Genomic DNA, 22,884 nt, shown 5'->3' with positions numbered 1-22,884 from the left:
CGGCCGGTTAGCCTAGCAACGGGACCGGTCGCCGGCAAGGAAGATTCGGCGCCGCGGCGGGCATTTGCGCGATCTCGCCGCCGCCGCGGAGGCCGCGCCGGACTGGCCGCACCCGGATGCAGCCGTTACCCTTTGCGCGGCGGCGCAGGCCCCGCCGCGCCGACGCCCCCTTCGCCCGCCCCATGGGCCTGCCGAGCAGCCAGCCGATGTCCACCCTGATCTGTGGTTCCCTCGCCTACGACACCATCATGGTGTTTCCGGACCAGTTCAAGAACCACATCCTGCCGGACAAGGTGCACATCCTGAACGTATCGTTCCTGGTGCCGCGGATGCGCCGCGAGTTCGGCGGATGCGCGGGCAACATCGCCTACAACCTCAAGCTGCTGGGCGGCGACCCGGTGCCGATGGCCACGGTGGGCCAGGACTTCGGCCCGTACCGGGAGTGGTTCGAGCAGCAGGGCATCCGCCTGGACCAGGTCAAGGTGATCGACGGGCTGTTCACCCCGCAGGCGTTCATCACCACCGACCACGACAACAACCAGATCACCGCCTTCCACCCCGGGGCGATGATGCGCAGCTACGAGAACCAGGTGAGGGACGTGCCGGGCGTCGACTTCGGCATCGTCAGCCCGGACGGGCGCGAGGGCATGCTGCAGAACGCGCGCCAGTTCGCCGAGGCCGGCATCCCCTTCATCTTCGATCCCGGCCAGGCCATGCCGCTGTTCAACGGCCAGGAACTGCGCGACTTCATCGAGCTGGCCGACTACGTCACCGTCAACGACTACGAGTCCAACCTGCTGCAGGAACGCACCGGCTGGAACGAGAAGGAGATCGTGCAGCGGGTGAAGGCCTACGTGGCCACCCAGGGGCCGAAGGGCGCGCTGGTGCATACCCCGGAGAAGACCTACGACATCCCGCCGGCGCACGAACGCCGGGTCACCGACCCGACCGGCTGCGGCGACGCCTTCCGCGCCGGGCTGATCTTCGGCATCCAGCGCGGCTGCGACTGGCTGACCATCGGCCGTCTGGGGAACCTGATGGGCGCGCTGAAGGTGGAGCACCCGGGCACCCAGAACCAGCGCTTCGACTTCGACGAGTTCAACGACCAGTTCAAGCAGCAGTTCGGCTACGCGCTGTAGCGCCGCCCTTTCGCCGAAAGGCGCCCAGCGGGCGCGGCCTCAATCCCAGCCCGGCATCTGGCCGCCGTCCAGGCCGCCGGCCTCGAACGCGGCGGCACGGGCGCCGCCGGCCTTCACCGGGAACTCGATCTCCACGCGCCCGGCCTTGCGCAACTGCCGCCACAGACCGCGATGGTCTTCGATGAACAAGGCGATGGCCTCGTCGGTCCTCGGCCGCCAGGCCGACATCGCCTTCGGCGCCGCGTCGTCGAACCGGACCTTGACCTTGCAGCCGCCGTAGCAGTCGAAGTCGCCGCCCTGCAGCACCAGGTAGGCGCTGCGCTTCCATTGCGGGTGGTCGCGCAGGACCAGTTGCACCGCGGCCGGCCCGGCGCCGCCGGTGTCCACCGGCGCCATGCTCAGGATCGCCGCCGAGCGCTGCTCGCCCTTCCCGGCGGCCACCCGCGCGTAGTCCCACAGGGCGGCCAGGCGCCGCCGCTCGCGCACGGCCTCGGCCCGGGCGGCGACCTCGGCCAGTGCCGGCTCGACCGCCGCCGCGGCCGGCGTGCCCGGGTACTGGGCCAGCAGCGCGGCGCCGTGCACGCGGGCCAGCTCCCAGTTGTTGGCGGCCACCGCCGCGTCGTAGTCGCGCTGCAATTGCGCGGCGGCCTGCTCGCGCGCCTGCGCCTGCGCCGCCGCTTGCGCTTGGCGCTGGGCCTCGCGGTCGGTGCAGGCGGTGGCGGCGGCAAGCAGGGCGGCGGCCAGCAGCAGGGCCACGGACAGGCGCGGGAGGGGACGGTTCATCGGCTGCGCTCCTGGCGAGGGAGGGGAAAGCGCGCGCATGGGCCGCCGCCTAGCGCTGGGCCGCCGGCGCGCCGGCCTTGTCCAGCAGGGCCTGCACCGAGGCGGTGGTGATCGGGTGGTAGCCCGGCCGCGCGCGCTCGAACGCCTCGCGGGCGAAGGCCAGCCCATCGGGCGTCTTGGCCAGTTCCTCGTAGATGGGCAGGACCAACTTGCGCCGGCCGACGCGCTGGATGAATTCGCCGGCGGCCGGGCGCGCATCGAGGTAGCCGCTGCGGATCGCCAGCGGGTACCAGCGCATGGCGATCTCGCCGTTGGCGGTGCCGGTGAAGTGGTAGGCCTGGTCCAGTTGCGCCAGTTGTTCGGGCTTGAGGGTGGCGCCCATGCCCTCCAGGAACCGCACCCAGGCCTGGGTGCCCCAGTCGTCGGCGATCTGGCGGTTGGGCAGCATGCCGCTGCCGCGCCAGGCGATGCGCGCGGTGTCGACGTTGGCGAAGGTGCGCGACTGCGCCGGCGGCGCGAAGGCCGGGATGCCCGGCTGGTTCAGCCAGGCGTCCAGCTCTTCCGGGCGCACCACGTCGGGGCTCTTGGGGAGCAGGTGCTGCTTCAGGTAGGCGACGAACTGGTCGGTGTCGGCGCTCTGGAAGGCGTGGTCGTCGAACCAGCCGCGCAGGAACGGATCGAACGCCTCGCGGCCGAAACGCTGCTCCAGGAACTGCAGGAACCAGGCGCCCTTGACGTAGGCCACCTCGCTCAGCGCCTCGTCCGGGTCGCGCCGGGCCAGCGGCGGCAGGGCCAGGGCCTGGTCGGCCGGGCTCATCCGCGCCATGTCGGCCTTCACCCCGTCCTGGTCGATCTGGCGCTCCATCTGCGCCATCTCCTCGCCGTACACCGCCTCGGTGATGCGGCCCTGGACGTAGGTGGTGAAGCCCTCGTTGAGCCAGATGTCCTTCCAGCTCGCGTTGGTCACCAGGTTTCCCGACCAACTGTGCGCCAGCTCGTGGGCGATCAGCGAGACCAGCGACTTGTCGCCCACGATCACCGTGGGGGTGACGAAGGTCAGGCGCGGGTTCTCCATGCCGCCGAACGGGAACGACGGCGGCAGCACCAGCATGTCGTAGCGCTCCCACCGGTACGGTCCGTACAGGGCCTCGGTGGCGGCGATCATCTTCTCGGCATCCTCGAACTCGGCTGCGGCGCGCTGCACCATCGCCGGCTCGGCCCACACCCCGCTGCGCGCGGAGACCGGCTCGAACACCAGGTCGCCGGCGGCGATGGCCAGCAGGTAGGAGGGGATTGGCTGCGGCATCTCGAAGGCGTAGTCGCCGTCGCGCGGCGCGGCCGGGTCGTTGTCGGCGCTCATCAGCACCATCACGTCCGGCCGCGAGGCCACGCGCGCGCTATAGGTGAAGCGCACGCCCGGGGTGTCCTGCAGCGGCACCCAACTGCGCGCATGGATCGCCTGCGACTGGCTGAACATGAAGGGCAGTTGCCTGCCCTCGGTCATCGACGGCTCCAGCCACTGCAGGCCCGAGGCGGTCGGCGCGGTGCGGTAGGCGACGCGCACCCTGACGTTGCGCTGCGGCGCCTCGATGGTCAGCTTGCTGCCGAACACCGGGTCGGCGTCGGCCAGCGCGTACTGCAGCGGCGCCCAGGCACCGTCGGCCTCGCCCTCGACCTTCTCGATCGTCAGCTCGCGGGTGTCCAGCACCAGGTGCGCGGCTTCGGGATCGGCCCAGTCCAGGGTGTAGGTGGCGGTGCCGGCCAACTGCTTCGCATCGAAGTCCAGCTTCAGGTCCAGGGCCAGGTCGGCGATGCGGACCTTGTCCGGCTGGGCGTAGGAGCTTTCGTCGTGGCGCCGCGCCGAGGCGGCCACGGCGGCCTTGGGCGCCGGCCTGGCGGCGGGCTGCGATTGCGCCGGGTCGGCGCTGTCGCCGGAGCAGCCGCTGGCGGTAGCGATCATGGCAAGGGAGAACAGCAGGACGGGAAGGCGCATGCGGGCTGGAACGGGATCGGGGGAAGTTGCAAGTGTAACCCGGTCGCCGCGGCTGGCCGGCGCTACACCCGGTAGCCGGTATGCACCGCGACGATGCCGCCGTTGAGGTCGACGTAGCCGCAGCGCGACAGCCCGGCCGCCTCCATCATCGTGCGCAGTTCCTCCTGCGGCGGATGCTTGCGGATGCTTTCGGCCAGGTACCGGTAGCTGTCGGCGTCGCCGGCGAACAGCCTGCCCAGCCTGGGCAGCACCTTGAACGAATGGAAGTCGTAGACCGGCTTGAACCAGTCGGCCCGGACCTCGGAGAACTCCAGCACCCGCGCCTGCCCGCCCACCCGCAGCACCCGCGCAATCTCGCCCAGGGCCGCGTCCTTGTCGGTCACGTTGCGCAGGCCGAAGGCCATGGTCACCAGGTCGAAGCTGGCGTCCGGGAACGGCAGCTTCTCGGCATTGCACTGCACGTATTCCAGCCCGGCCACCAGGCCGCGGTCGGTGAGCCGGTCGCGGCCCACCGAGAGCATGCCGGCGTTGATGTCGCCCAGCACGATGGTTCCGGCATCGCCCACCCGCGGCCGCAGCAGGGCGGCGATGTCGCCGGTGCCGCCGGCCAGGTCCAGCACCCGGTCGCCCGGCTTGACCTGGCAGGTCGCGGTGAAATAGCGCTTCCAGGCACGGTGGATGCCCAGGCTCATCAGGTCGTTCATCAGGTCGTACCTGCGCGCGACGGATGTGAACACCTGGCCGACCAGCTTCTGCTTCTCGCCGGCGGGGACGTCGCGGAACCCGAAATGGGTGGTGCCGCTGCGGTGGGGGGGCTGGCTCATGCGCCGATTATGGCACCGGCGGCGATCCCCGCGCCGGCCGACGCGCCCGCGGTGACGGCCCCGGGGCCGCCCGCGTCCTCCGCGCCGCGGCCGGTGCGCCGCGCTCCCCGCCGGGCGGCCGCGTCCACCATACGGGGCCGTCGTCCGGGACGCGGCGCGGCTGATATCGTGCCGCGACGTGGCCACCGGCTCGCCGGCCGCCCACCCCGGGATCGAGGCTCAGGAAGGAGACGGATGATCCGAGCAGGCATCTTCGTCGGCGTGGACCGCACCGGCCAGTTGCAGCAATTGCACGATGCCGCCAGCGGCGCCCGGCGCATGCACGACTGGGCGATCGGGGCCGGCATGATCGACCCGGGCAACGCCAAGCTCATCACCGACGCCAGCGGCCCGGTGCACCCGGACCACATCTACGAGGCCATCGGCAGGATCGTCAACGGCCCCGGCGTGGACCAGTTGATCCTCTACTTCGCCGGGCACGGGGTGAACATCAACCGCAGCGAGGTCTGGCTGCTGTCCGACGCCCCCGAGCGGACCTCCGCGGCGGTGAACGTGCGCGGCAGCGTCGATCTGGCGCGCTATTGCGGCATCCCGCACGTGGTGGTGATCTCCGACGCGTGCCGGGTCGCCCCGGAAGGCATCCAGGCGCAGAACGTGGTCGGCCAGGACGTGTTCCCCAACAACGCCGCCAGCGACCGCAGCCACCCGGTGGACCAGCTCTTCGCCTGCCGCCTGGGCCGCACCGCGGCCGAGATCCTCGACCCCGGGGAGGCGGCCGGCAGCTACACCGCGCTGTACACCGAGGAACTGCTGCATGCGCTGCAGGGCCGCTACCGGGAGCTGCTGGACGCGGGCGCCGACGCCGCCGACCCGGCGCACTACCTCTATCCGCGGCGCCTGGCCCGGCACCTGGAAGCGGCCATCCCGCGCATCGTCGCCGAACGCAAGCTGATCGCCCGGGTCAACCAGGTCCCCGACGCCATCATCACCTCCGACGCACTGTGGCTGGCGCGCATCGAGGCGCCACCGGCCCCGGCCGGCGCGCAGGACACCCAGGGCGCGGCGCCCGCCCCTGCCCCGCGCGTACGCCGGCACCAGGCGCGGCGCGCTTCCCCCGGCCCGGTGACCTACACCAAGAGCATCCTGGCCCCCTCCGGGGACCGCCTGGCGGACATCGTCGCCCGGCACCCGCCCGCCCGGCCCGTGGTGCTGCCGGGAATGGCCGCCATGCCCGGGCTGCACGATCCCGACCTGCGCCTGTCCGTGCTCAAGCGCATCGCCGCGCCCTTCGGCCCCGACCGCTTCGAGTCGCAATGCGGCATCAAGGTGCGCGGCATTCCGGTGGCCCTGGCGATGTCCGCCTATGCGGACGTGCGCCGGCTGGAAGGCCCGCTGCCGCTGATCCGGGTCGACGCCATCGATGGGCCGGCCGCCAGCGTGCTGCTGCAGTTCGCGGACGGGACCGGCACCCTGGTGCCGGCGATCCGCGGCTACGTCGCCTCCCTCACCTTCGAGGAGGGGGAGCTGGTCGACCTGGCCTGGGAGCCTTCGACCAACCACCCGCGCTGGGACGCCTACGCCGCGCGCAAGGATGAGTTGCGCGCGCTGCGCGCCTTGGCCGCGTCCGCATCGCGCAACGGGCGCTTCCGGCTGGACGTCTCCAGCGCCGATACCGTGGGCCGGGACATGCGGTACATGAAGAGCCTGGACCCGGCGCTGGCGCTGTACGCCGCCTACGCCTACCACGAGGCCGACCTGGACCCGGCCGAGCGGATCGGCCGGATGTCGCGCCTGCTGTGCGAGGACATCGATGCCAGCTTCTTCGACCTGGCGCTGCTGTCGCGGCAGTTGCGCGGGCGCCGCGTCGTCCCGACCGACATGATCGTCCCGCCCGTGCCGCTGCTCTCGCAGGGCTGGACGCTGTTGCGCGCGCACGGCGTCAAGCCGCACCCGGCGCTGGAGGGGCTGGAATCCACCGTCCGCCAATCCCTGTGGTCGCTGTACGACCCCCGGGGCGTGGACCGTATCAAGCAGGCACTGTCGACAAGGGAGGTCAGGTGATGAAGCAACTGGTATTCGTGCACGGCCGCGCGCAGGAGGAAAAGGTTGCGGCCACGCTGAAGGAGGAATGGATCGAGGCGCTGGAGGAAGGGCTGGAGAAGAACGGCCTGGAACTGCCCGTGCCCCGGGAACGCATCCGCTTCCCCTACTACGGCGACACCCTCTACCAGCTTTCCCGGCAGGTGCCCCCGGGGCAGGCGGCCGAGGTCATCGTCCGCGGCGCCGGCGCCGACGCGGAGGAACAGGCCTTCGTGCGCGCGGTGATCGCCGAGGTCGGCCAGCAGGCGGGCCTGAGCGAGGCGCAGATCGCGCAGGCCGCCGGCGCGGAGGTGATCGACCGCGGCCCGCTCAACTGGGAATGGCTGCAGGCCGTGCTCAAGGCCATCGACCGCCACGTGCCCCACGGCAGCGGCGCCAGCATCGCCCTGGCCACCCGCGACGTGTACCACTACCTGAAGAACGACGCGATCCGCCACGTCATCGACACCGGCGTGGCCAGTGCGTTCGACCCGGGCGTGGAGACGGTGGTGGTGGCCCACTCGTTGGGCACGGTGGTGGCGTTCAACGTGCTGAGGCACATCGGCGCCGCGCAGGGGTGGAAGGTCCCCACCCTCGTCACCGTGGGTTCGCCGCTGGCCGTCACCCGCATCCGCGACTCCCTGGGCAAGCCCATCGCGCGGCCCGAATGCGTCGGCCGCTGGATCAACGCCATGGACGAGCGCGACGTGGTGGCGCTGTATCCGCTGACCGCCCGCCACTTCCCGATCCATCCCCAGGATTTCCGGATCGAGAACCTGACCCACGTGCGCAACAAGACTTCCAACCGCCACGGGATCTCCGGCTACCTGGACGACGCGCTGGTCGCCCGGGCCATCCACGACGCGCTGGTCGCCTAGCCGCGGGATGCGCCGCGGCGGAACCATGCGCACGGTTCCACCGCGGCGTGTCCGCCGATGGCGCCCTCGCCGGAGCGCGGGCAGACTGGAGCCCCGCTCCCCCGAAGGCCGCCATGTCCCCGCCCGACTACCGCGCCATGCTCGCCGTCGCCGTCGAGGAAGCCCGCCTGGGCCTGGCCGAGGGCGGCATCCCCATCGGCGCGGCCTTGTTCGCCCGCGACGGCACCCTGCTGGGCCGCGGCCGCAACCGCCGCGTGCAGGAGAACGACCCCTCCGCGCACGGCGAGACCGACGCCTTCCGCAAGGCCGGCCGCCAGCGCTCCTATCGCGACACCCTCATGGTCACCACCCTGTCCCCGTGCTGGTACTGCAGCGGGCTGGTGCGCCAGTTCGGCATCGGCACGGTGGTGATGGGCGAATCGGCCAACTTCCATGGCGGCCACGACTGGCTGCGCGCGCACGGCGTGGAGGTGGTGGACCTGGGCGACGCCGAGTGCATCGCGATGCTGGGCGACTGGATCGCCGCCCACCCGCAGGTGTGGCACGAGGACATCGGCCAGGATTGAACGCCCGTTCCACCGCCCCAGGAGGATTCATGGACATGTCGAAGAGCGCCGCCGCGTGGCTGGCCCTGGCCTCGGCCGCGCTGGCGGCCGCCTGGCCCGCCGCGGCCCAGGAGACCCAGGAGGCGCCGCCGTGCGACGCCTACCTGGCCGCGCCCGGCCCGGAGATACGCTTCCCGGACGACGAGAAGCACAAGCACGGCTTCAGCATGGTCGCCTTCGACAAGGCATCGCGAAGCGCGCCCTTCTCCGAGCTGGCGGGCCGGAGCGCGCGCCTGCTGCCGTCGGAGGCGGGGGACTTCATGACGCCGTGGTGGCACCGCGCGGTGCTCGCGGACTGCCGGATCGTCTACATGAAGGGCATGGGCGAGGGCCAGGTCAAGCGGCTGGACGCCATCCTCTACGGCTTCGAGTTCGTCGCCGAGCCCAGCGACGCGCAGTTGGCCGCCACCCGCGGCACCAACGCATGGCGCGCCCGGCCCGAGGTCGACCCGATGACCGACGAGAAGTCGTGCACGGTCACCACCACCGCGCGCGGCATCCAGCCCCTGTTCCTCTACCATTCGCGCCGCGGCGTCTCGGCCACGATCGTCGGCGCCGACTTCCCGGGGCGCCCGGAGGCGTTCCGGGTCGACCGCAACAAGGCGATCTCGGAGACCGAGGGGCTCTCCGGCGCACGCGCCCAGCAACTGATCGCGCAGATCCGTGCCGGCGGCAGCCGGCTGCTCATCGCCGGCTACGAATGGCCCTACGACTACAGCGTCAACGCCGAATTCACCCTGGACGGGCTGGTCGAGAAGCTGGACGAGTGCAAGGCCGCCGTGCGCTAGCCCCTGCAGCGGGCACGTCCCGCGTGCCGACCCGCCTCCCCGCGGCGGGAGGGCCGCTCACAGGATGTAGCGGCTCAGGTCCGGGTCCTGCACCAGTTCGCCCAGGTGCGCGTCGACGTAGCCGCGGTCGATGGCCACCGATTGGCCGTCGCGGTCCGGCGCCTCGTAGCTGAGCGTGTCCAGCAGGCGCTCGAGCACGGTGTGCAGGCGGCGGGCGCCGATGTTCTCCTGGCGCTCGTTGACCAGAGCGGCGATCTCGGCCAGGCGCTCGATGGCCTCGGCGGAGAACTCCAGCTTCACGCCCTCGGTGGCCATCAGCTCCACGTACTGGCGGCTGAGCGCGGCCTTGGGCTCGGTGAGGATGCGGACGAAATCGTCCTTGCTCAGCGCGGTCAGCTCGACCCGGATCGGAAAGCGGCCCTGCAGTTCCGGGATCAGGTCCGAGGGCTTGGCCAGGTGGAAGGCGCCGGAGGCGATGAACAGGATGTGGTCGGTCTTGACCGTGCCGTACTTGGTGGAGACGGTGGAGCCTTCGACCAGCGGCAGCAGGTCGCGCTGCACGCCTTCGCGCGAGACGTCGCCCCCGCCCACGTTGTCGCCGCGCTTGGCCACCTTGTCGATCTCGTCGATGAAGACGATGCCGTGCTGCTCGCAGGCCTCCACCGCCTCGGCGCGGATCTCGTCCTCGTTGACCAGCCGGCCCGCCTCCTCCTCGATCAACTGCGGCCGCGCGGCCTTGATCGCGAGCGAACGCTTCTGGGTCTTGCCGCCGCCCAGGCTGGAGAACATCTGCCGCAACTGCTGGCCCATCTCCTCCATGCCCGGCGGGGTCATGATGTCGACGCCCACACTGGTGGAAAGCTCCAGCTCGATCTCGCGCTCGTCCAGTTCGCCGGCGCGCAGCATCTTGCGGAACTTGGCGCGGGTGGAATCCTCCGGCCCTGAGACCTGCACCTCGGCCGAGCCGGTATCGAACCCCATCGGCTGCGCGCGCCGCGGCAGCAAGGCGTCGAGGATGCGCTCCTCGGCACGCTCCTCGGCCTGCAGCCGCACGCGGGCCTTGGCCTGCTCGCGATACATCTTGACCGCGGTGTCGGCCAGGTCGCGCACGATCTGCTCCACGTCCTTGCCGACGTAGCCGACCTCGGTGAAGCGGGTGGCCTCCACCTTCACGAACGGTGCGTTGGCCAGCGTGGCCAGGCGCCGCGCGATCTCGGTCTTGCCCACGCCGGTGGGGCCGATCATGAGGATGTTCTTGGGCATCACCTCGTTGCGCAGCTCCGGGGCGAGTTGCATGCGCCGCCAGCGATTGCGCAGGGCGATGGCCACCGCGCGCTTGGCCGGGTGCTGGCCGACGATGTGGCGATCCAGTTCCTGCACGATCTCGCGCGGGGTCATGGTGGATGAGGTGTAGTCGGTCATGGCCTTTTCGTATCGATTCGTGGCGCGCCGCCGGGGCGCGCGCCGGCATCGCCGCCGCGTGCGGCGGGGACGTGCGTCGTCAGAGTTCCTCGACGGCGATGTTGCGGTTGGTGTAGATGCAGATGTCGCCGGCGATGCCGATGGCCTCGGTGGCGATGGCCCTCGCATCCAGCGGGGTATGCGCCAGCAGCGCGCGCGCGGCCGCCAGCGCGTAGCTGCCGCCGGAGCCGATGGCGATGATGCCGTCCTCCGGCTCGATCACGTCGCCGGTGCCGCTGATGACCAGCGAGGTCTCGCGGTCGGCCACCGCCAGCAGCGCCTCGAGCTTGCCCAGCCGACGCTCGGTGCGCCAGTCCTTGGCCAGTTCCACCGCCGCGCGGGTGAGCTGGCCGTGCTTCTCCAGCTTGGCCTCGAACAGCTCGAACAGGGTGAAGGCGTCGGCCGCCGCGCCGGCGAAGCCGGCCAGTACCTGGCCTTCGCGGCCCAGGCGGCGCACCTTGCGCGCGTTGCCCTTCATCACCGTGTGCCCCAAGGTCACCTGGCCGTCGCCGGCGATGGCCACCCGGTCGCCGCGGCGCACGCAGACGATGGTGGTGGCGTGAAACACGTTGGGGTTCTGGCTGGGGTCCATGCGGCCTCCGGAAGCTGTTCCCACGACGTGGGGACGCAACAGCGGGCGATCAAGCCCGGTCCCGCCCGCCCAACGGCCGATCCGCATCCATCGTCCCGGCGCAGGCCGGGACCCCGTGGCCTCCTGGCTCCGGGATCGAGTGGGATACCTGGCCGCGGCGCCCGGCACGATGTCTGCCGCCGCTCATGTCCCCCGGCTCCGGCCTGCGGCCGAAGCCTCCTCCTTTACTTCCCGTCGGCAGGCATCGTGCCGGGGGTGCTTCGGGATGAATGGCCATTCCAGGAAAAGCGGGAGCACGCGCTCGGTCGACCGTCGGCTTCCCATGGGCGTGGGGCACGGCCATGGTCGCGCTACTGCCATTGCGGGGAACCGGGCCACGCCGCATCCGCAGCGAGGCCGCTGCCCACGCTTGGACGCCGCCGCGCGTCAGCCGGCGCCTTTCTTCCGCTTCGCCCGTGGATGCGCGGCGTCGTAGACCTTCGCCAGGTGCTGGAAGTCCAGGTGGGTGTAGATCTGGGTGGTGGCGATGTCGGCGTGGCCGAGCAGTTCCTGCACCCCGCGCAGGTCGCCGGAGGATTCGAGCACGTGGCTGGCGAAGCTGTGGCGCAGCATGTGCGGATGCACGTGCTTGAACAGGCCCTGGCGCGCGGCCAGGTGGCGGATGCGGACCTGCACGGCGCGCGGGCCGATCGGCCCGCCGCCACGGCCGGGGAAGACCGGATCGTCGGTGCCGGCACCGGTGGTGGCGCGCCATTGCGCCAGCGCGCGGCGCGCATGCGAGCCCACCGGCACGCTGCGCTGCTTGCCGCCCTTGCCCAGCACCGTCACCAGCCCTTCCTCCAGGTGCAGGTCGCGCCAGCGCAGCGCGCACAATTCGCTCAGGCGCAGGCCGGAGGAATAGAACAGCTCCAGCAGGGCGCGGTCGCGCAGGCCCAGCGGCGTGTCGGTGGGCACCTCCACCAGCCGCACCGCCTCGTCCACGTCCAGTACCTGCGGCAACCGGCGCGGCGCCCTGGGCGCGCGCAGGCCGGCGGCCGGGCTGGCGGGGATGGCCCCGTTCTTCAGCAGCCAGGCGTAGTAGCTGCGGCAGGCCGACAGGCGCCGCTGCAGGCTCTTGGGCGCCAGGCCGCGGCGGTGCTCGGCGGCGACGAACTCGCGCAGCCGCGAGCCGTCCAGTGCGGCGACATCGGCGGCACCTCGGGCCTGCGCCCAGCCCTGCAGCGCTTCCAGATCGCGGCGGTAGGCATCGAGCGTGTGCGTGGACATCGCGCGTTCCACGCGCAGGTGCAGGAGGAAGTCTTCGATGCCGCTCATCGTCCCGGGGAAAGGATGCCGACCATGGTCGCCGATGATGCGCGCAAACCGCGCTGTCTGCGACCGAACAGGCCGTGGCGGATGCATCCCTCCCGCGCATCGCCCTTGCGGGAGCCGGCTTCAGCCGGCAACCGCCATGCCGGAGTGCGGTCGATCCCGGTCCGGAACCCGGCCGCCGACCGAAGCCGGCCCCTGCAGGACAGGGCGCGGCTGCGTGCTTTCACTCGTCGAAGCGCCGCACCGCCGTCGCCAGCGCCTCGCCCATCATCCGCAGGAACAGCGTGCCCATGCCCGGGTAGAAGCGGTTCGGGTCGTGGCTGCCCACCGCGACCAGGCCCATCCCGGCCAGCGGCAGCAGCGCACTGGACTGAATCTCGTCCCGGCGCTCGGCGTACAGCAAGGCGTTCTTTTCCGCCTGCAGGCGCCCGCACAGCGGCTCGCCGTCGCCCAGCGCATCGCGGAACGGCTGCAGCTCCGGCGCGTCCTCGGCGCGGACCTGCAGCCACTCGGCATCGTCCAGCCCGGCCACCGGGCGGAACGAGACGATCCGCACCAGGTCGCCGTCGAAGTCCTCGGCCAGCGAAGCGGCCATCGCCCGCAAGGTGCCGGCGTGGCTGTCCTGGCGCATCAGCGACAGGGTGAGCTGGTGGGTGCGCACCGCCAGCCGCTCGTTGACCTGGGCGTTGGCCGACAGTTCGGCCAGGCGCCGCGACAGCTCGCGGTTCTTGTCGCGCAGCACTTCCAACTGGTAGCTGGCCAGCGAGGCGGTGCGGCCGTCGTCGCGCGGCATCACCAGGCTCAGCGCCAGGTCCGGGAACTGCTTGAGGAAACCGGGATGGCGGCGCAGCCAGGCCGCGATCTCGTGCGCGCCATGCTTGTCCTGGTGCTCGCTCATGCCCGCCATTCCCCTTCGAATACGAATGCGGCCGGTCCGGCCATGATCACCTCGCCGCCATCGTCCGGCCAATGGATGCTCAGGTCGCCGCCCGGCAGCGACACCGTGGCCTGGCGCCCGATGCGGCCGCGCCGCGCCAGCGAGGCCACGGCCGCGCAAGCGCCGCTGCCGCAGGCCAGGGTCTCGCCGGTGCCGCGCTCGTACACGCGCAGGCGGATGCGGTCCGGCGCCAGCACCTGGGCGAAACCGACGTTGCACGACTGCGGGAACGCGGCCGAGCGCTGCAGCGCCGGGCCGACGATGGCCACCTCGGCGGCGGCGGCATCGGCCACCTCGATCACCGCGTGCGGGTTGCCCATCGACACCGCGCCGAACGCGATGCGCCGGCCCGCCAGTTCCAGCGCGTATTCGGCCTGCTCGCCGAAGCCGGCCAGCGGCACGTCGGCCGGGGCGAAGCGCGGCACGCCCATGCCGATGGAGAAGCGGCCCTCGCCCAGGTCCTCCACCTCGTGGGCGGCGGCCGGGCTGTCGACCACGAAGCGCCGGCCGGAAGCGGCGCCGTCGCGCACCAGCCAGGCGGCGACGCAGCGCGCGCCGTTGCCGCACTGGCCCGAGGGGCTGCCGTCGGCGTTCCAGATGCCGTAGGCGGCCACCGCGCCGGCGCTGCGCGGCGGCTCGATGGTCAGGATCTGGTCGCAGCCCACGCCCATGTGGCGGTCGGCCAGGCGCATGGCCAGCATCGCATCGGGCGGCCGCGCGCCATCGCGCAGGTCGAGCACGACGAAATCGTTGCCCGCGCCATGCATCTTGCTGAAGCGCAGCGGCTCAGCCATCCGTGTCCCCGTCCGCCGGGGCGGCATCCGCCGGCGCCGGTTCGGCCGACGCGGGCGGTGCCGGGGTGGGAAGGGTCACCGGCACCGGCTTCTGCGGCATCACCAGCGGACCCTTGTTGCCGCAAGCGGCCAGCAACAGCGTGGCGGCGGCGGCGGAAAGACGGAGCTTGGCGTTCATGCGCGGCAGTATAACGAGGCGCCGACTGGCCCGCGGCGAGGGGTGCCCGCGAACGCCCGCCCGCCGCTACTTCCTGCAGGCACCGACTTCAATCGGCGACAGGTTCAGGAGCCAGGAATGGCCCGCGTGAAGGCATGGCGGTCGCCGGTTATCCCCGGCTCTACGGCGAGGGCGAAGGAGGGCCCGGCGGCGGCGGTTCCGGGCGCAGCCACAGCCACGCGCCCACCACGGCCATGCAGGCGATCGGCAACGCCACCATCCAGCCGCGGTGCGAGGGCACCACCCGCATCACCGCCACCAGCACGATGGCGCATCCGAGCATGGTCCAGGTGGCCGCCCATTTCGCCCGCCGCGGCACCGCCCGGTGCTGGCGCCAGGCATGGATCATCGGGCCGAAGTAGGGATGCGCCAGCAGGCGCTTTTCCAGGCGCTCCGAGCCGCGCGCCGCGGCCCAGGCCGCGACCAGCACGAACACCGTGGTCGGCAGCCCGGGCACGAAGATGCCGACGATGCCCACGCCCAGGCTGGCATAGGCCAGCAGCCACCACGCCCAGCGGAAACGGATCCGGTTGCCCATCGGCGCCCATCATAGGCGCGGCGGGCCGGTGGCGCGCGCGATGGGGTACCGGTTCGCCGGGCGCATGCGGCGAGGCGGCATGCGTGCATCCGTTGCAAACGGGAGCCGGGTTCGGCGGGCCCCTGCGCCGGCCATCTACGGCGCCGGAGGCGGTCGCCGACTGAAGCCGGCCCCTAACGAGAAGCGGCCAGGGCCGGCCGTTTGCGGGAGCCGGGCACAGCCGGCGGCCGCCATGCCGGGACGCCGGCCATCCCCGCCCCCGGCACGGCCGCCGACCGGACGGCGGCGTCTACGGCGCCTGGCGCACGCCCAGTTGGTCGAGCACGAAGGCGTAGTACTCGGCCTGCTCGCGGAAGCGGCGGAAGCGGCCGGACTTGCCGCCGTGGCCGGCCTCCATGTTGGTGCGGAACACGATGGGACGGGCGCCGGTGTTCAGGTCGCGCAGCTTGGCCACCCACTTGGCCGGCTCCCAGTACTGCACCTGCGAGTCCCACAGGCCGGTGCCGACGAACAGCGCCGGGTAGTCCTGCGCGGCGACGTTGTCGTAGGGCGAATAGGAAAGCATGTAGTCGTAGAACGGCTTCTGCTCCGGGTTGCCCCACTCGTCGTACTCGTTGGTGGTCAACGGGATGGAGGTGTCGAGCATGGTGGTGACCACGTCCACGAACGGGACCTGCGCCACCATCGCCCGGTAGTCGCCCGGGGCCTGGTTGGCCACCGCGCCCATCAGCAGGCCGCCGGCGCTGCCGCCGGAAGCGGCCACGCGGCCCGGCGCGGCGTAGCCCAGCGCCACCAGCCCGCGGGTGACGTCGACGAAGTCGTTGAAGGTGTTCTGCTTGCGCAGCAGCTTGCCGTCCTCGTACCACCGCCGGCCCATCTCCTGGCCGCCGCGGATGTGGGCGATGGCATAGACCACGCCGCGGTCCAGCAGGCTCACCACCGGGCCGTTGAAGCCCGGGTCCATCGAGATGCCGTAGCTGCCGTAGGCGTACTGGAACAGCGGCGCGGTGCCGTCCTTCGCCAGGCCCTTGCGGTAGACCAGCGAGACCGGGATCTTCACCCCGTCGCGCGCATCGATCCACACCCGCTCGGTCGCGTACTTCGACCGGTCGTAGCCCGGGACCGGCTGCTGCTTGAGCAGCCGGCGCTCGCCGGTGGCCACGTTGAGCTCGTAGGTGGTGGCCGGCGTGGCCAGCGAGGTGTAGCCGTAGCGCAGCCACGCGGTATCCGGCTCGGCGTTGGCCGCAAGGCCCATCGAGTAGGCCGGCTCGTCGGCGGCCACGTATTCCTGGCTGCCGTCGGGCTTGAGCAGGCGGATGCGCTCCAGCCCGCCGGAGCGCTCGGCGACGGCGCTGAAGCCCTCGAACAGCGCGAAGTCCTCGATGAACACGTCCGGGTCGTGGGCCAGCCAGTCGCGCCACTGCGCGCGCGAGGTGGCGTCGCTGGGCGCGGTGACCAGCTTGAAGTTGGTGGCCGGCTTGCCGTCGGCGCCCGGGGCGTTGGTGCGGATCACCCAGCGGCCGCCCAGGTGGTCGGCGTCGTACTCCACATCGCGCTGGCGCGGCGCCAGCACGGCGAACTCGCCCGGATCGGCGGCGGCCGCGTAGCGCAGCTCGGAAGACACCGTGCTCTCGACCTCGATGGTGATGTAGCGCTCGTCGCGGGTGCGGCCGATGCCCATGTAGAAGCTGTCGTCGCGTTCCTCGTACACCAGCGCGTCCTGCGCCGCCGGCGTGCCGAGCACGTGCTTCTTCACCCGCACGGTGAGCAGGGTCTCCGGGTCGTTCTCGACGTAGAACAGGGTCTTGTTGTCGTCGGCCCAGACGAGGTTGGGCGAGACCCCGGCGATGGTCTCCGGATACACCCGGCCCGTGTCCAGGTCGCGGAAGCGGATGACGTACTGGCGGCGGCCGACGTCGTCCTCGGCCCAGGCCAGGAGCCGGTTGTCGGGACTGACCTCGTAGTCGCCGACGCTGAAGTAGCCCTTGCCTTCGGCCATCGCGTTGACGTCCAGCAGCACCTGCTCTCCGGCGAAGTCGCCGCGCGCGTTGGCGGCCTGGATCGAGAGCGCGTCCACGCCGGGGCCGTCCTTGCGCCGCGCGTGCACCGGGTAGTCCTTGCCGGTCTCGTAGCGCGAGTAGTACCACCAGCCGTGCTCGCGGTACGGCACCGAGCTGTCGTCCTGCTTGATCCGGCCGACGATCTCTTCGTAGAGCTTGTCCTGCAGCGGCTTGAGCGGCGCCATCAGCGCGTCGGCGTACGCATTCTCCGCTTCGAGGTAGGCCAGCATGGCCCGGTCGCCGCGCTCGTCGTCGCGCAGCCAGTAGTAGTCGTCCTGGCGGCTGGCGCCGAAGGGCGCGGTCACCGCGTGCGGCTTGCGCGCCACGTCGGGGGGGGCCGGAGCCGGAGCGGCGGCGGGCAGGGACGCAGGGGTCATGGTCATCAGCAGGGCGAGAGCGAGCGGGAAGGGGAGTTTCATCGATGGGGTTCCGTCGGTGGAAATCCAAGCCGGGAGGCGGGATCGATGCCGTACCGGGATGCGCATGCGCGGGAAAGCAGCGCCCCCGGCGATGCCGGGGGCGCTGGGAGGCTACTTCGCGGCCTGGCCGTCGCCGGCCAGCCGCTGCCAGAGGAAGGCGTAGGCCAGCGCCTGCATGTGCGCGGCCTGGGCGTTGTTGGCCGCGCCGCCGTGGCCGCCCTCGATGTTCTCGTAGTAGGTCACGTCCTTGCCGGCTTCGATCATCCTGGCCGCCATCTTGCGCGCATGGCCCGGGTGGACGCGGTCGTCGCGGGTGGAGGTGAGGAAGATCACCGGCGGGTAGTTCTTCGCCGGATCGAACAGGTGGTAGGGCGAGAAGGTCTTGATGAACTCCCAGTCGGCGGTGTCCGGGTTGCCGTACTCGGCCATCCACGAGGCGCCGGCCAGCAGCTTGTTGTAGCGCTTCATGTCCAGCAGCGGCACCTGCACCACCACCGCGCCGAACAGTTCCGGGTACTGGGTGAGCATGTTGCCGGTGAGCAGGCCGCCGTTGCTGCCGCCCTGCACGCCCAGGTGCGCCGGCGAGGTGATGCCGCGGTCGATCAGGTCCCTGGCGACCGCCGCCATGTCCTCGTAGGCGCGGTGGCGGTTGGCCTTGAGCGCGGCCTGGTGCCAGCGCGGGCCGTACTCGCCGCCGCCGCGGATGTTGGCCACCGCGTACACGCCGCGCCGGCCGCCGTGGGCATTGCCCAGCCAGGCGCGGCCCAGGCCGCCGGAATAGCCCGGGGTCAGCGAGATCTCGAAGCCGCCGTAGCCGTACAGCAGGGTCGGATTCCTGCCGTCGGCCTTCAGGTCCTTGGGCCGCACCAGGAAGTACGGCACCCGGGTGCCGTCCTTGCTGGTGGCGAAGTGCTGCTCGATCGCGTCCCTGGAGCCGTCGAAGAACGCCGGCATCGCCTTGAGCTGCTCGGGCGCGCGCCCGATCTGCGCCAGCGACAGCGTGGTCGGGGTGAGGTAGTCGGTGGCGGTCAGCCAGACCGCATCGGATGCGTCGTCGTCCACCGCCGACACGCCCAGGGTGCCGAACGCCGGCGCGCCGGCGAAGGCGCTGCGGGTCCAGCCGTCCTCGCCCGGCGTGAGCACGCTCAGCCGGTTCTTCACGTCCTCCAGCACGTTGAGCACCAGGTGCGATTTCGTCCAACCGAAGCTGGCCAGCGAACTGCGCTCGGTGGGCTCGAACAGCACCTCGAACTCGCGCTTGCCGGCCATGAAGTCGTCGAACCTGGCCGCCAGCAGCGCGCCAGCCGCATGGGTCCTGCCGCCCACGGTCCATGGCTCGCGCAGTTCCACGGTCAGCCACTGGCGCTTGACCGACTTGTTGGCCGAGTTGGGCGCATCGACCTTGACCTGCTTCCCGTCGGCGCCGACCAGGTACAGCTCGTCGTTGTAGAAGGCCAGGGTGCGGCTGACGAAGTCGCGCTCGAAGCCGGGCGTGTCGTCGTGGAAGGCGGCGATGTACATGTCGTCGGCCGTGCCTTCGTACACCACCTGCGCCGACGCCAGCGGGGTGCCGCGCTTCCAGCGCTTGACCACGCGCGGATACCCGGACTCGGTCAGCGAGCCGGGGCCGAAGTCGGTGTAGACGTACACCGTGTCCCGGTCGATCCAGCCCAGCGCGCCCTTGGCCTCGGGGCGGAAGAAGCCGTCCTCCACCCAGGCCTTCTTCGCCAGGTCGAACTCGCGGGTGACGTCGGCGTCGGCGCCGCCGCGCGACAGCGCGATCAGGCAGCGCTCGTAGTCCGGGCGCAGGCACTCGGCGCCGTGCCAGACCCAGTTCTCGTCCTCGGCCTTGTTCAGCGCGTCCAGGTCCAGGATCGTCTCCCAGGCCGGGGCCGGCTTGCGGTATTCCTCCAGCGTGGTCCGCCGCCAGATGCCGCGCTCGTGGCTGCGGTCCTTCCAGAAGTTGTAGTACCAGTCGCCGATCTTCTGCACGCCGGGGATCTTGGCGTCCGAATCGAGCACCTCGCGGATGCCGGCTTCCATCGCCTTGAATTCCCCAGTGGCGGCCAGCGCCGCATCGGTCCTGGCGTTCTGCGCGCGGACCCAGTCCAGCGGCTTGTCGCCGGTGACGTCTTCCAGCCACTGGTACGGGTCGTCGGCCACGGCCGGCTCCTGGGCATGGGCCGCGCTGGCGGCGATGAGGCCGGCGAACAGGCAGGCCTGGGCGAAATGCGACATCGGTTACTCCTGAAACCGGAACCACCGCTGACGCTAGCACAGCCCGCCCGTCTTCTCCCCCTGCCGATGGTCAGGCCGCCGCTGGGATCGGCCCGACCCTGGCACCCGCGCCGCGATCGCCCGCGCGACTCAGGTCGCGCGCCGCGCGCGCACCGCCATGCCGGGAAGCCCGCGCCGCCGTGCCTGCCGGCGCGGCCGCAGACGCCGCAGCGCCCGGATCGTGGGCATGGCCGGCGGCAGGCGGAACCGATGCAGCGCCCACCATGCGGCCAGTGGCATGCCGACCAGCCACAGCGGCCACCAGCCCAGCCATTCGCTGGACCCGCGCAGGGCCGGCACCAGCAGCACCCCCAGCAGGCCCAGCGCCAGCCAGCGGCGCAGCGCCCGTTCCAGCGACGGATCGGGTCCGGCCCGGCCGGCAGTGCCGGCTCGGCCGGCGGCGACAGCGAAGACGGCGGGGGTGGGCGACCAGGTCGTCATGGCGGGCTCCTCGGGCTGGGAGCCGCAGGGTGCGCAGGCTTCCTCTCACAGGCTGCGATCAGGCCGGAACCCGCGAATGCCTGGATCGCGATGGTGAAAGACCGGATGGAAGCCCAACGACAGGGACGCCGGTTCCTGATGCGGATTCACCGGTCGAGAGGAACATTGCTCGGCGCGAAAGCGCGGCTCCGGGCGGGGCCGCCGTCCTCGCGGCTTCCACGGCATGACGTCGGTCGAAAGGGCAGGAGCAAAAGCATTCCTCCCCGGCACATCCCCCCCTGCCTTCAGCACTGTCTTGGCCGGTTGCCGAACTGGCACATGCGCCAGGGAAAGTGCGTTCGGCGCATCGCCGAAATCGCCGGGCACTCCGCTGCATACGGCCCGGCGGCCGAAGAACGCGGCGAGAGAAGCGGTTGCCCAAAAGCCCGTTCAAACGCGGCGGGCCGGAGGTGTTGCGGCAGCGGCGGCGCCATGCAGAACCCGCCCGCTCCCGCAGCGCCGGGCCGTCGCCACGGCTGGCCAGGTCCGAAAGCCATCGAGAACGCTTTTCCGCCTGCCGCGGCCCCATCCATCCGAACGCTGTTGTCGATACTGCCGTTGCCGTTGCCGTTGCCGTTGCCGGCACAGCCTCGTCTCAACGGTCGTATTGCGACAACGCCAGCGACAGCAGCGACTTGGCCTGCTCGCGCAGCGACGCCGGCTCGATGATTTCCGCGTCGGCGCCATAGTGCAGCACGTCCATCAACAGCTCGCGCGACACGCTGTAGGGCAGCTTCAGCTCGTAGCGGCCGTCGGGCAGGAACCGGCCTTCCTGCTTGGAATGCCAGTGCTCGTCGGCCACCCAGCGCGCCACCTTGGGACTGAAGACGATGGTCGCCCAGCCCTTGGGCTCGCCGGAGAAGATGCCGTAGCTGGAGGCCAGGTGCTGGTCCAGCACGGCTTCCTCCACGTCCTGCGCCGGCTCGTCCAGCGGCCGCGCCTGGACGATGCGGTCCACGGCAAAGCTGCGCAGCGCCTCACGGTCGTGGTCCCAGGCGTCCAGGTACCAGTTGTCGCGGTAGTGGGTGATGCGTTGCGGCGAGACCTTGCGCCGGGTGGTCTCGTCGGTGGAGCGGGCGCGGTATTCGAACGCCAGCCGCTTGCGCTCCAGCACCGCCGAGGCGACGGTGCGGAAGCCGGCCTCGTCCAGGCGCCGGCCGCGATGCGGGATCACCCGCACCCGTTCCACTGGCCAGCGACTGGTCCCGGCCTGGGCGGCGAGCAGGCCCTCGATGCGCTGCTGCAGCGGCGCCAGCACGCTCGACAGCACGCCCGCGCCGGTACGGCGCAGCAACTGCTGCGAGGCCAGCAGTGCGTACAGCTCCTCGGAACTGAGCCACAGGCCGGGCAGTTCGAAGCGCTCGCTCTCCCCGGCCGCGTAGCGGAAGCCGGCCTCGCCGTCGCCTTCCACCGGCGCCATCAGCGCGTCGCGCAGGAAGGCCAGGTCGCGGTATACGGTGGCGCGCGAGCAGCCCAGTTCGTCCTGCAGCCGCGGCACCGTCACCGGATAGCGCGCGGCCTTGAGGATGCGGTGCAGAGTGTTGATGCGTTCGTAGCGGTCCATGGCTGGATTATGGCGGTTTGCGGCGGCGGCGCGTCGACGGGCGGAGCGACGGGCCGACCGGCGAGGCGCGGCGGCGGCCGGGACGGTGGCAGAATCGCCGCTCAGGGGATCGACGGCGCCTGCCGCCGCCATCCGGGGAAAACCCTATGCCTCCAAGCGATCGCTCGGCGCCGCACGGCACAGGCACGGCCCTGCCTTCGCCGCCGGCCTGGCCGCTGGCCGCCGCGCGGGTGCTGGGCGGCACCGGGGCCGGGCTGCTGGTCTGGCTGTCGGTCAGCAACGTGCTGTTGCCCGCGCCCGGCGGCCAGTTGCAGGCGGTGGCCTCGCTGCGGGTGGGCGCCCTGGGCCTGGCCCTGGCACTCGCCGCGCTGGCCCTGCCGGCCTTGCTGCGGCGGCCGTCCCGGCCCGACCCATGGCGCGGTCGCGCCCTGATCGCCTGGGGCCTGGCCCTGCTCGCCGGGACCACGATGCTGGGCCTGCAGCTTCGCCCGCTGCCGGGCTGGACGCTGCTGGTGGCACTGGCCACCTGCCTGTGCGCGCTGGCCGCCGTGGCCGGGTTGGCGCTGACCGGTCACGGCGGCGGTACCGCGGCCCCGTTGCGCCTGCCCACGCGGCTGGCCCTGGCCCTGCTCGCCGGCGCGGCGGTGCTGTTCGCGCTGATCGCGCTGCGCTGGCCCGGTGCGGGCGTCGGGACCGGCCCGGTGCCCTCGCTGCTGTTGCTGGGCGCGGCGGCCGGCGCCCTGCTGCTGGCCGCCTGGCACGGCGATGGCGGCCTGCGCCGGGGACGGCGATGGCTGGCGTTGGTACTGCTGGCGCCGTTGCCCTGGCTGCTGGCCCTGCTGCTCTATGCCGTGCCGGGCTGGGCGACGACGGTGTGGCCCCTGGTCGCCGCTTCGGTGCTGGCCGGCGCGCTGCTGGAGCAGAGGCAGGGGGGAATGGCGGCCGGCTGAAGCCGCGGGCGGCGCGAAGCGGGACAGCAAGCTCGGCCGGCATCAGGCATCGCGGACATGGGCGTGCGGCATGTTGCGGATGAGGGGGCAAGGCGCGGAGCGGCGCATCGTCCCGGATGCCCGCGCATGGGCGGGCTTGAAGGCGAAAGCGACCCGTGGTTCCGGCATGCCCGTGGGGCTGGCGGCGGTACGGAG

The 22,884-nt window shown here is 71.8% G+C and carries 20 protein-coding genes; 6 read left to right on the top strand and 14 right to left on the bottom strand.

From position 1 onward, the window contains the following. Nucleotides 1–206 precede the first annotated feature (206 nt). Nucleotides 207–1,139, top strand: a complete 933-nt coding sequence (locus tag HNR76_RS13520; protein WP_162311901.1) for a carbohydrate kinase family protein — start codon at nucleotides 207–209, stop codon at nucleotides 1,137–1,139. A gap of 39 nt (nucleotides 1,140–1,178) precedes the next feature. On the opposite strand, the gene HNR76_RS13515 is transcribed toward HNR76_RS13520, so the two are convergent. From HNR76_RS13515 to ubiE, 3 genes are all read right to left on the bottom strand, one after another. Further along, complete coding sequence (locus tag HNR76_RS13515; RefSeq protein ID WP_162311900.1) at nucleotides 1,179–1,922, bottom strand: hypothetical protein; 744 nt, start codon at nucleotides 1,920–1,922, stop codon at nucleotides 1,179–1,181. A gap of 49 nt (nucleotides 1,923–1,971) precedes the next feature. Continuing rightward, the gene (locus tag HNR76_RS13510) at nucleotides 1,972–3,915 is read right to left on the bottom strand and encodes a M1 family metallopeptidase (RefSeq protein ID WP_162311899.1); all 1,944 of its coding nucleotides are present in this window, start codon (nucleotides 3,913–3,915) and stop codon (nucleotides 1,972–1,974) included. 62 nt (nucleotides 3,916–3,977) lie between these two features. Next, on the bottom strand, nucleotides 3,978–4,739 hold the full coding sequence (gene ubiE / locus HNR76_RS13505; RefSeq protein ID WP_162311898.1) for a bifunctional demethylmenaquinone methyltransferase/2-methoxy-6-polyprenyl-1,4-benzoquinol methylase UbiE: 762 nt from the start codon (nucleotides 4,737–4,739) through the stop codon (nucleotides 3,978–3,980). Nucleotides 4,740–4,973: 234 nt separating this feature from the next. Here ubiE and HNR76_RS13500 point away from each other — a divergent pair, with 234 nt between their 5' ends. From HNR76_RS13500 to HNR76_RS13485, 4 genes are all read left to right on the top strand, one after another. After that, the gene (locus HNR76_RS13500; protein ID WP_162311897.1) at nucleotides 4,974–6,800 is read left to right on the top strand and encodes a hypothetical protein; all 1,827 of its coding nucleotides are present in this window, start codon (nucleotides 4,974–4,976) and stop codon (nucleotides 6,798–6,800) included. Then, nucleotides 6,800–7,696, top strand: coding sequence for an alpha/beta hydrolase family protein (locus tag HNR76_RS13495; protein ID WP_162311896.1), 897 nt, complete (start codon nucleotides 6,800–6,802; stop codon nucleotides 7,694–7,696). Before HNR76_RS13500 ends, HNR76_RS13495 begins: the two co-directional genes overlap by 1 nt. 113 nt (nucleotides 7,697–7,809) lie before the next feature. Beyond that, the gene (locus tag HNR76_RS13490) at nucleotides 7,810–8,262 is read left to right on the top strand and encodes a nucleoside deaminase (RefSeq protein WP_162311895.1); all 453 of its coding nucleotides are present in this window, start codon (nucleotides 7,810–7,812) and stop codon (nucleotides 8,260–8,262) included. A 35-nt stretch (nucleotides 8,263–8,297) separates the two neighbouring features. Further along, entirely contained in the window at nucleotides 8,298–9,089 is a 792-nt protein-coding gene (locus tag HNR76_RS13485) for a hypothetical protein (RefSeq protein WP_162311894.1), read from the top strand. 57 nt (nucleotides 9,090–9,146) lie between these two features. Here the strand turns inward: HNR76_RS13485 and hslU are convergent, their stop codons facing one another. The 11 genes from hslU to HNR76_RS13430 all read right to left on the bottom strand — a co-directional run bounded on the left by hslU (nucleotide 9,147) and on the right by HNR76_RS13430 (nucleotide 21,739). Then, the gene (gene hslU / locus HNR76_RS13480) at nucleotides 9,147–10,511 is read right to left on the bottom strand and encodes an ATP-dependent protease ATPase subunit HslU (RefSeq protein WP_162311893.1); all 1,365 of its coding nucleotides are present in this window, start codon (nucleotides 10,509–10,511) and stop codon (nucleotides 9,147–9,149) included. 79 nt (nucleotides 10,512–10,590) lie between these two features. Continuing rightward, nucleotides 10,591–11,142, bottom strand: a complete 552-nt coding sequence (gene hslV, locus HNR76_RS13475) for an ATP-dependent protease subunit HslV (protein ID WP_162311892.1) — start codon at nucleotides 11,140–11,142, stop codon at nucleotides 10,591–10,593. Nucleotides 11,143–11,568: 426 nt separating this feature from the next. Continuing rightward, a complete protein-coding gene (gene xerC, locus HNR76_RS13470; RefSeq protein WP_162311891.1) occupies nucleotides 11,569–12,456 on the bottom strand; it encodes a tyrosine recombinase XerC in 888 nt (295 codons plus the stop codon). A 220-nt stretch (nucleotides 12,457–12,676) separates the two neighbouring features. Continuing rightward, nucleotides 12,677–13,351, bottom strand: a complete 675-nt coding sequence (locus HNR76_RS13465; RefSeq protein ID WP_162311890.1) for a DUF484 family protein — start codon at nucleotides 13,349–13,351, stop codon at nucleotides 12,677–12,679. Next, nucleotides 13,348–14,184, bottom strand: coding sequence for a diaminopimelate epimerase (gene dapF, locus HNR76_RS13460; RefSeq protein ID WP_162311889.1), 837 nt, complete (start codon nucleotides 14,182–14,184; stop codon nucleotides 13,348–13,350). The genes HNR76_RS13465 and dapF overlap by 4 nt, the downstream gene beginning before the upstream one ends. Then, complete coding sequence (gene lptM, locus HNR76_RS13455; RefSeq protein ID WP_162311888.1) at nucleotides 14,177–14,362, bottom strand: LPS translocon maturation chaperone LptM; 186 nt, start codon at nucleotides 14,360–14,362, stop codon at nucleotides 14,177–14,179. Before lptM ends, dapF begins: the two co-directional genes overlap by 8 nt. Nucleotides 14,363–14,522: 160 nt before the next feature. Then, complete coding sequence (locus tag HNR76_RS13450; RefSeq protein WP_162311887.1) at nucleotides 14,523–14,939, bottom strand: YbaN family protein; 417 nt, start codon at nucleotides 14,937–14,939, stop codon at nucleotides 14,523–14,525. A 289-nt stretch (nucleotides 14,940–15,228) separates the two neighbouring features. Then, a complete protein-coding gene (locus tag HNR76_RS13445; RefSeq protein WP_425501821.1) occupies nucleotides 15,229–17,418 on the bottom strand; it encodes a S9 family peptidase in 2,190 nt (729 codons plus the stop codon). A 111-nt stretch (nucleotides 17,419–17,529) separates the two neighbouring features. Continuing rightward, nucleotides 17,530–19,656, bottom strand: coding sequence for a prolyl oligopeptidase family serine peptidase (locus tag HNR76_RS13440; protein WP_162311886.1), 2,127 nt, complete (start codon nucleotides 19,654–19,656; stop codon nucleotides 17,530–17,532). A gap of 129 nt (nucleotides 19,657–19,785) precedes the next feature. Continuing rightward, a complete protein-coding gene (locus HNR76_RS13435; protein ID WP_246429149.1) occupies nucleotides 19,786–20,136 on the bottom strand; it encodes a hypothetical protein in 351 nt (116 codons plus the stop codon). 634 nt (nucleotides 20,137–20,770) lie between these two features. Continuing rightward, nucleotides 20,771–21,739, bottom strand: a complete 969-nt coding sequence (locus tag HNR76_RS13430; protein ID WP_162311885.1) for a helix-turn-helix transcriptional regulator — start codon at nucleotides 21,737–21,739, stop codon at nucleotides 20,771–20,773. Between the two features lie 146 nt (nucleotides 21,740–21,885). Between HNR76_RS13430 and HNR76_RS13425 the strand changes: the two genes are divergently transcribed. Continuing rightward, nucleotides 21,886–22,689 (top strand): hypothetical protein, encoded by an 804-nt coding sequence (locus HNR76_RS13425; RefSeq protein ID WP_162311884.1) that lies wholly within the window; start codon nucleotides 21,886–21,888, stop codon nucleotides 22,687–22,689. The last annotated feature ends 195 nt before the right edge of the window (nucleotides 22,690–22,884 follow it).

This window comes from Pseudoxanthomonas broegbernensis (assembly GCF_014202435.1).
Taxonomy (GTDB): Bacteria; Pseudomonadota; Gammaproteobacteria; order Xanthomonadales; family Xanthomonadaceae; genus Pseudoxanthomonas; species Pseudoxanthomonas broegbernensis.
Note: the sequence above shows the minus strand (reverse complement) of the source record. Positions and strands in the feature narration are given on the sequence as shown.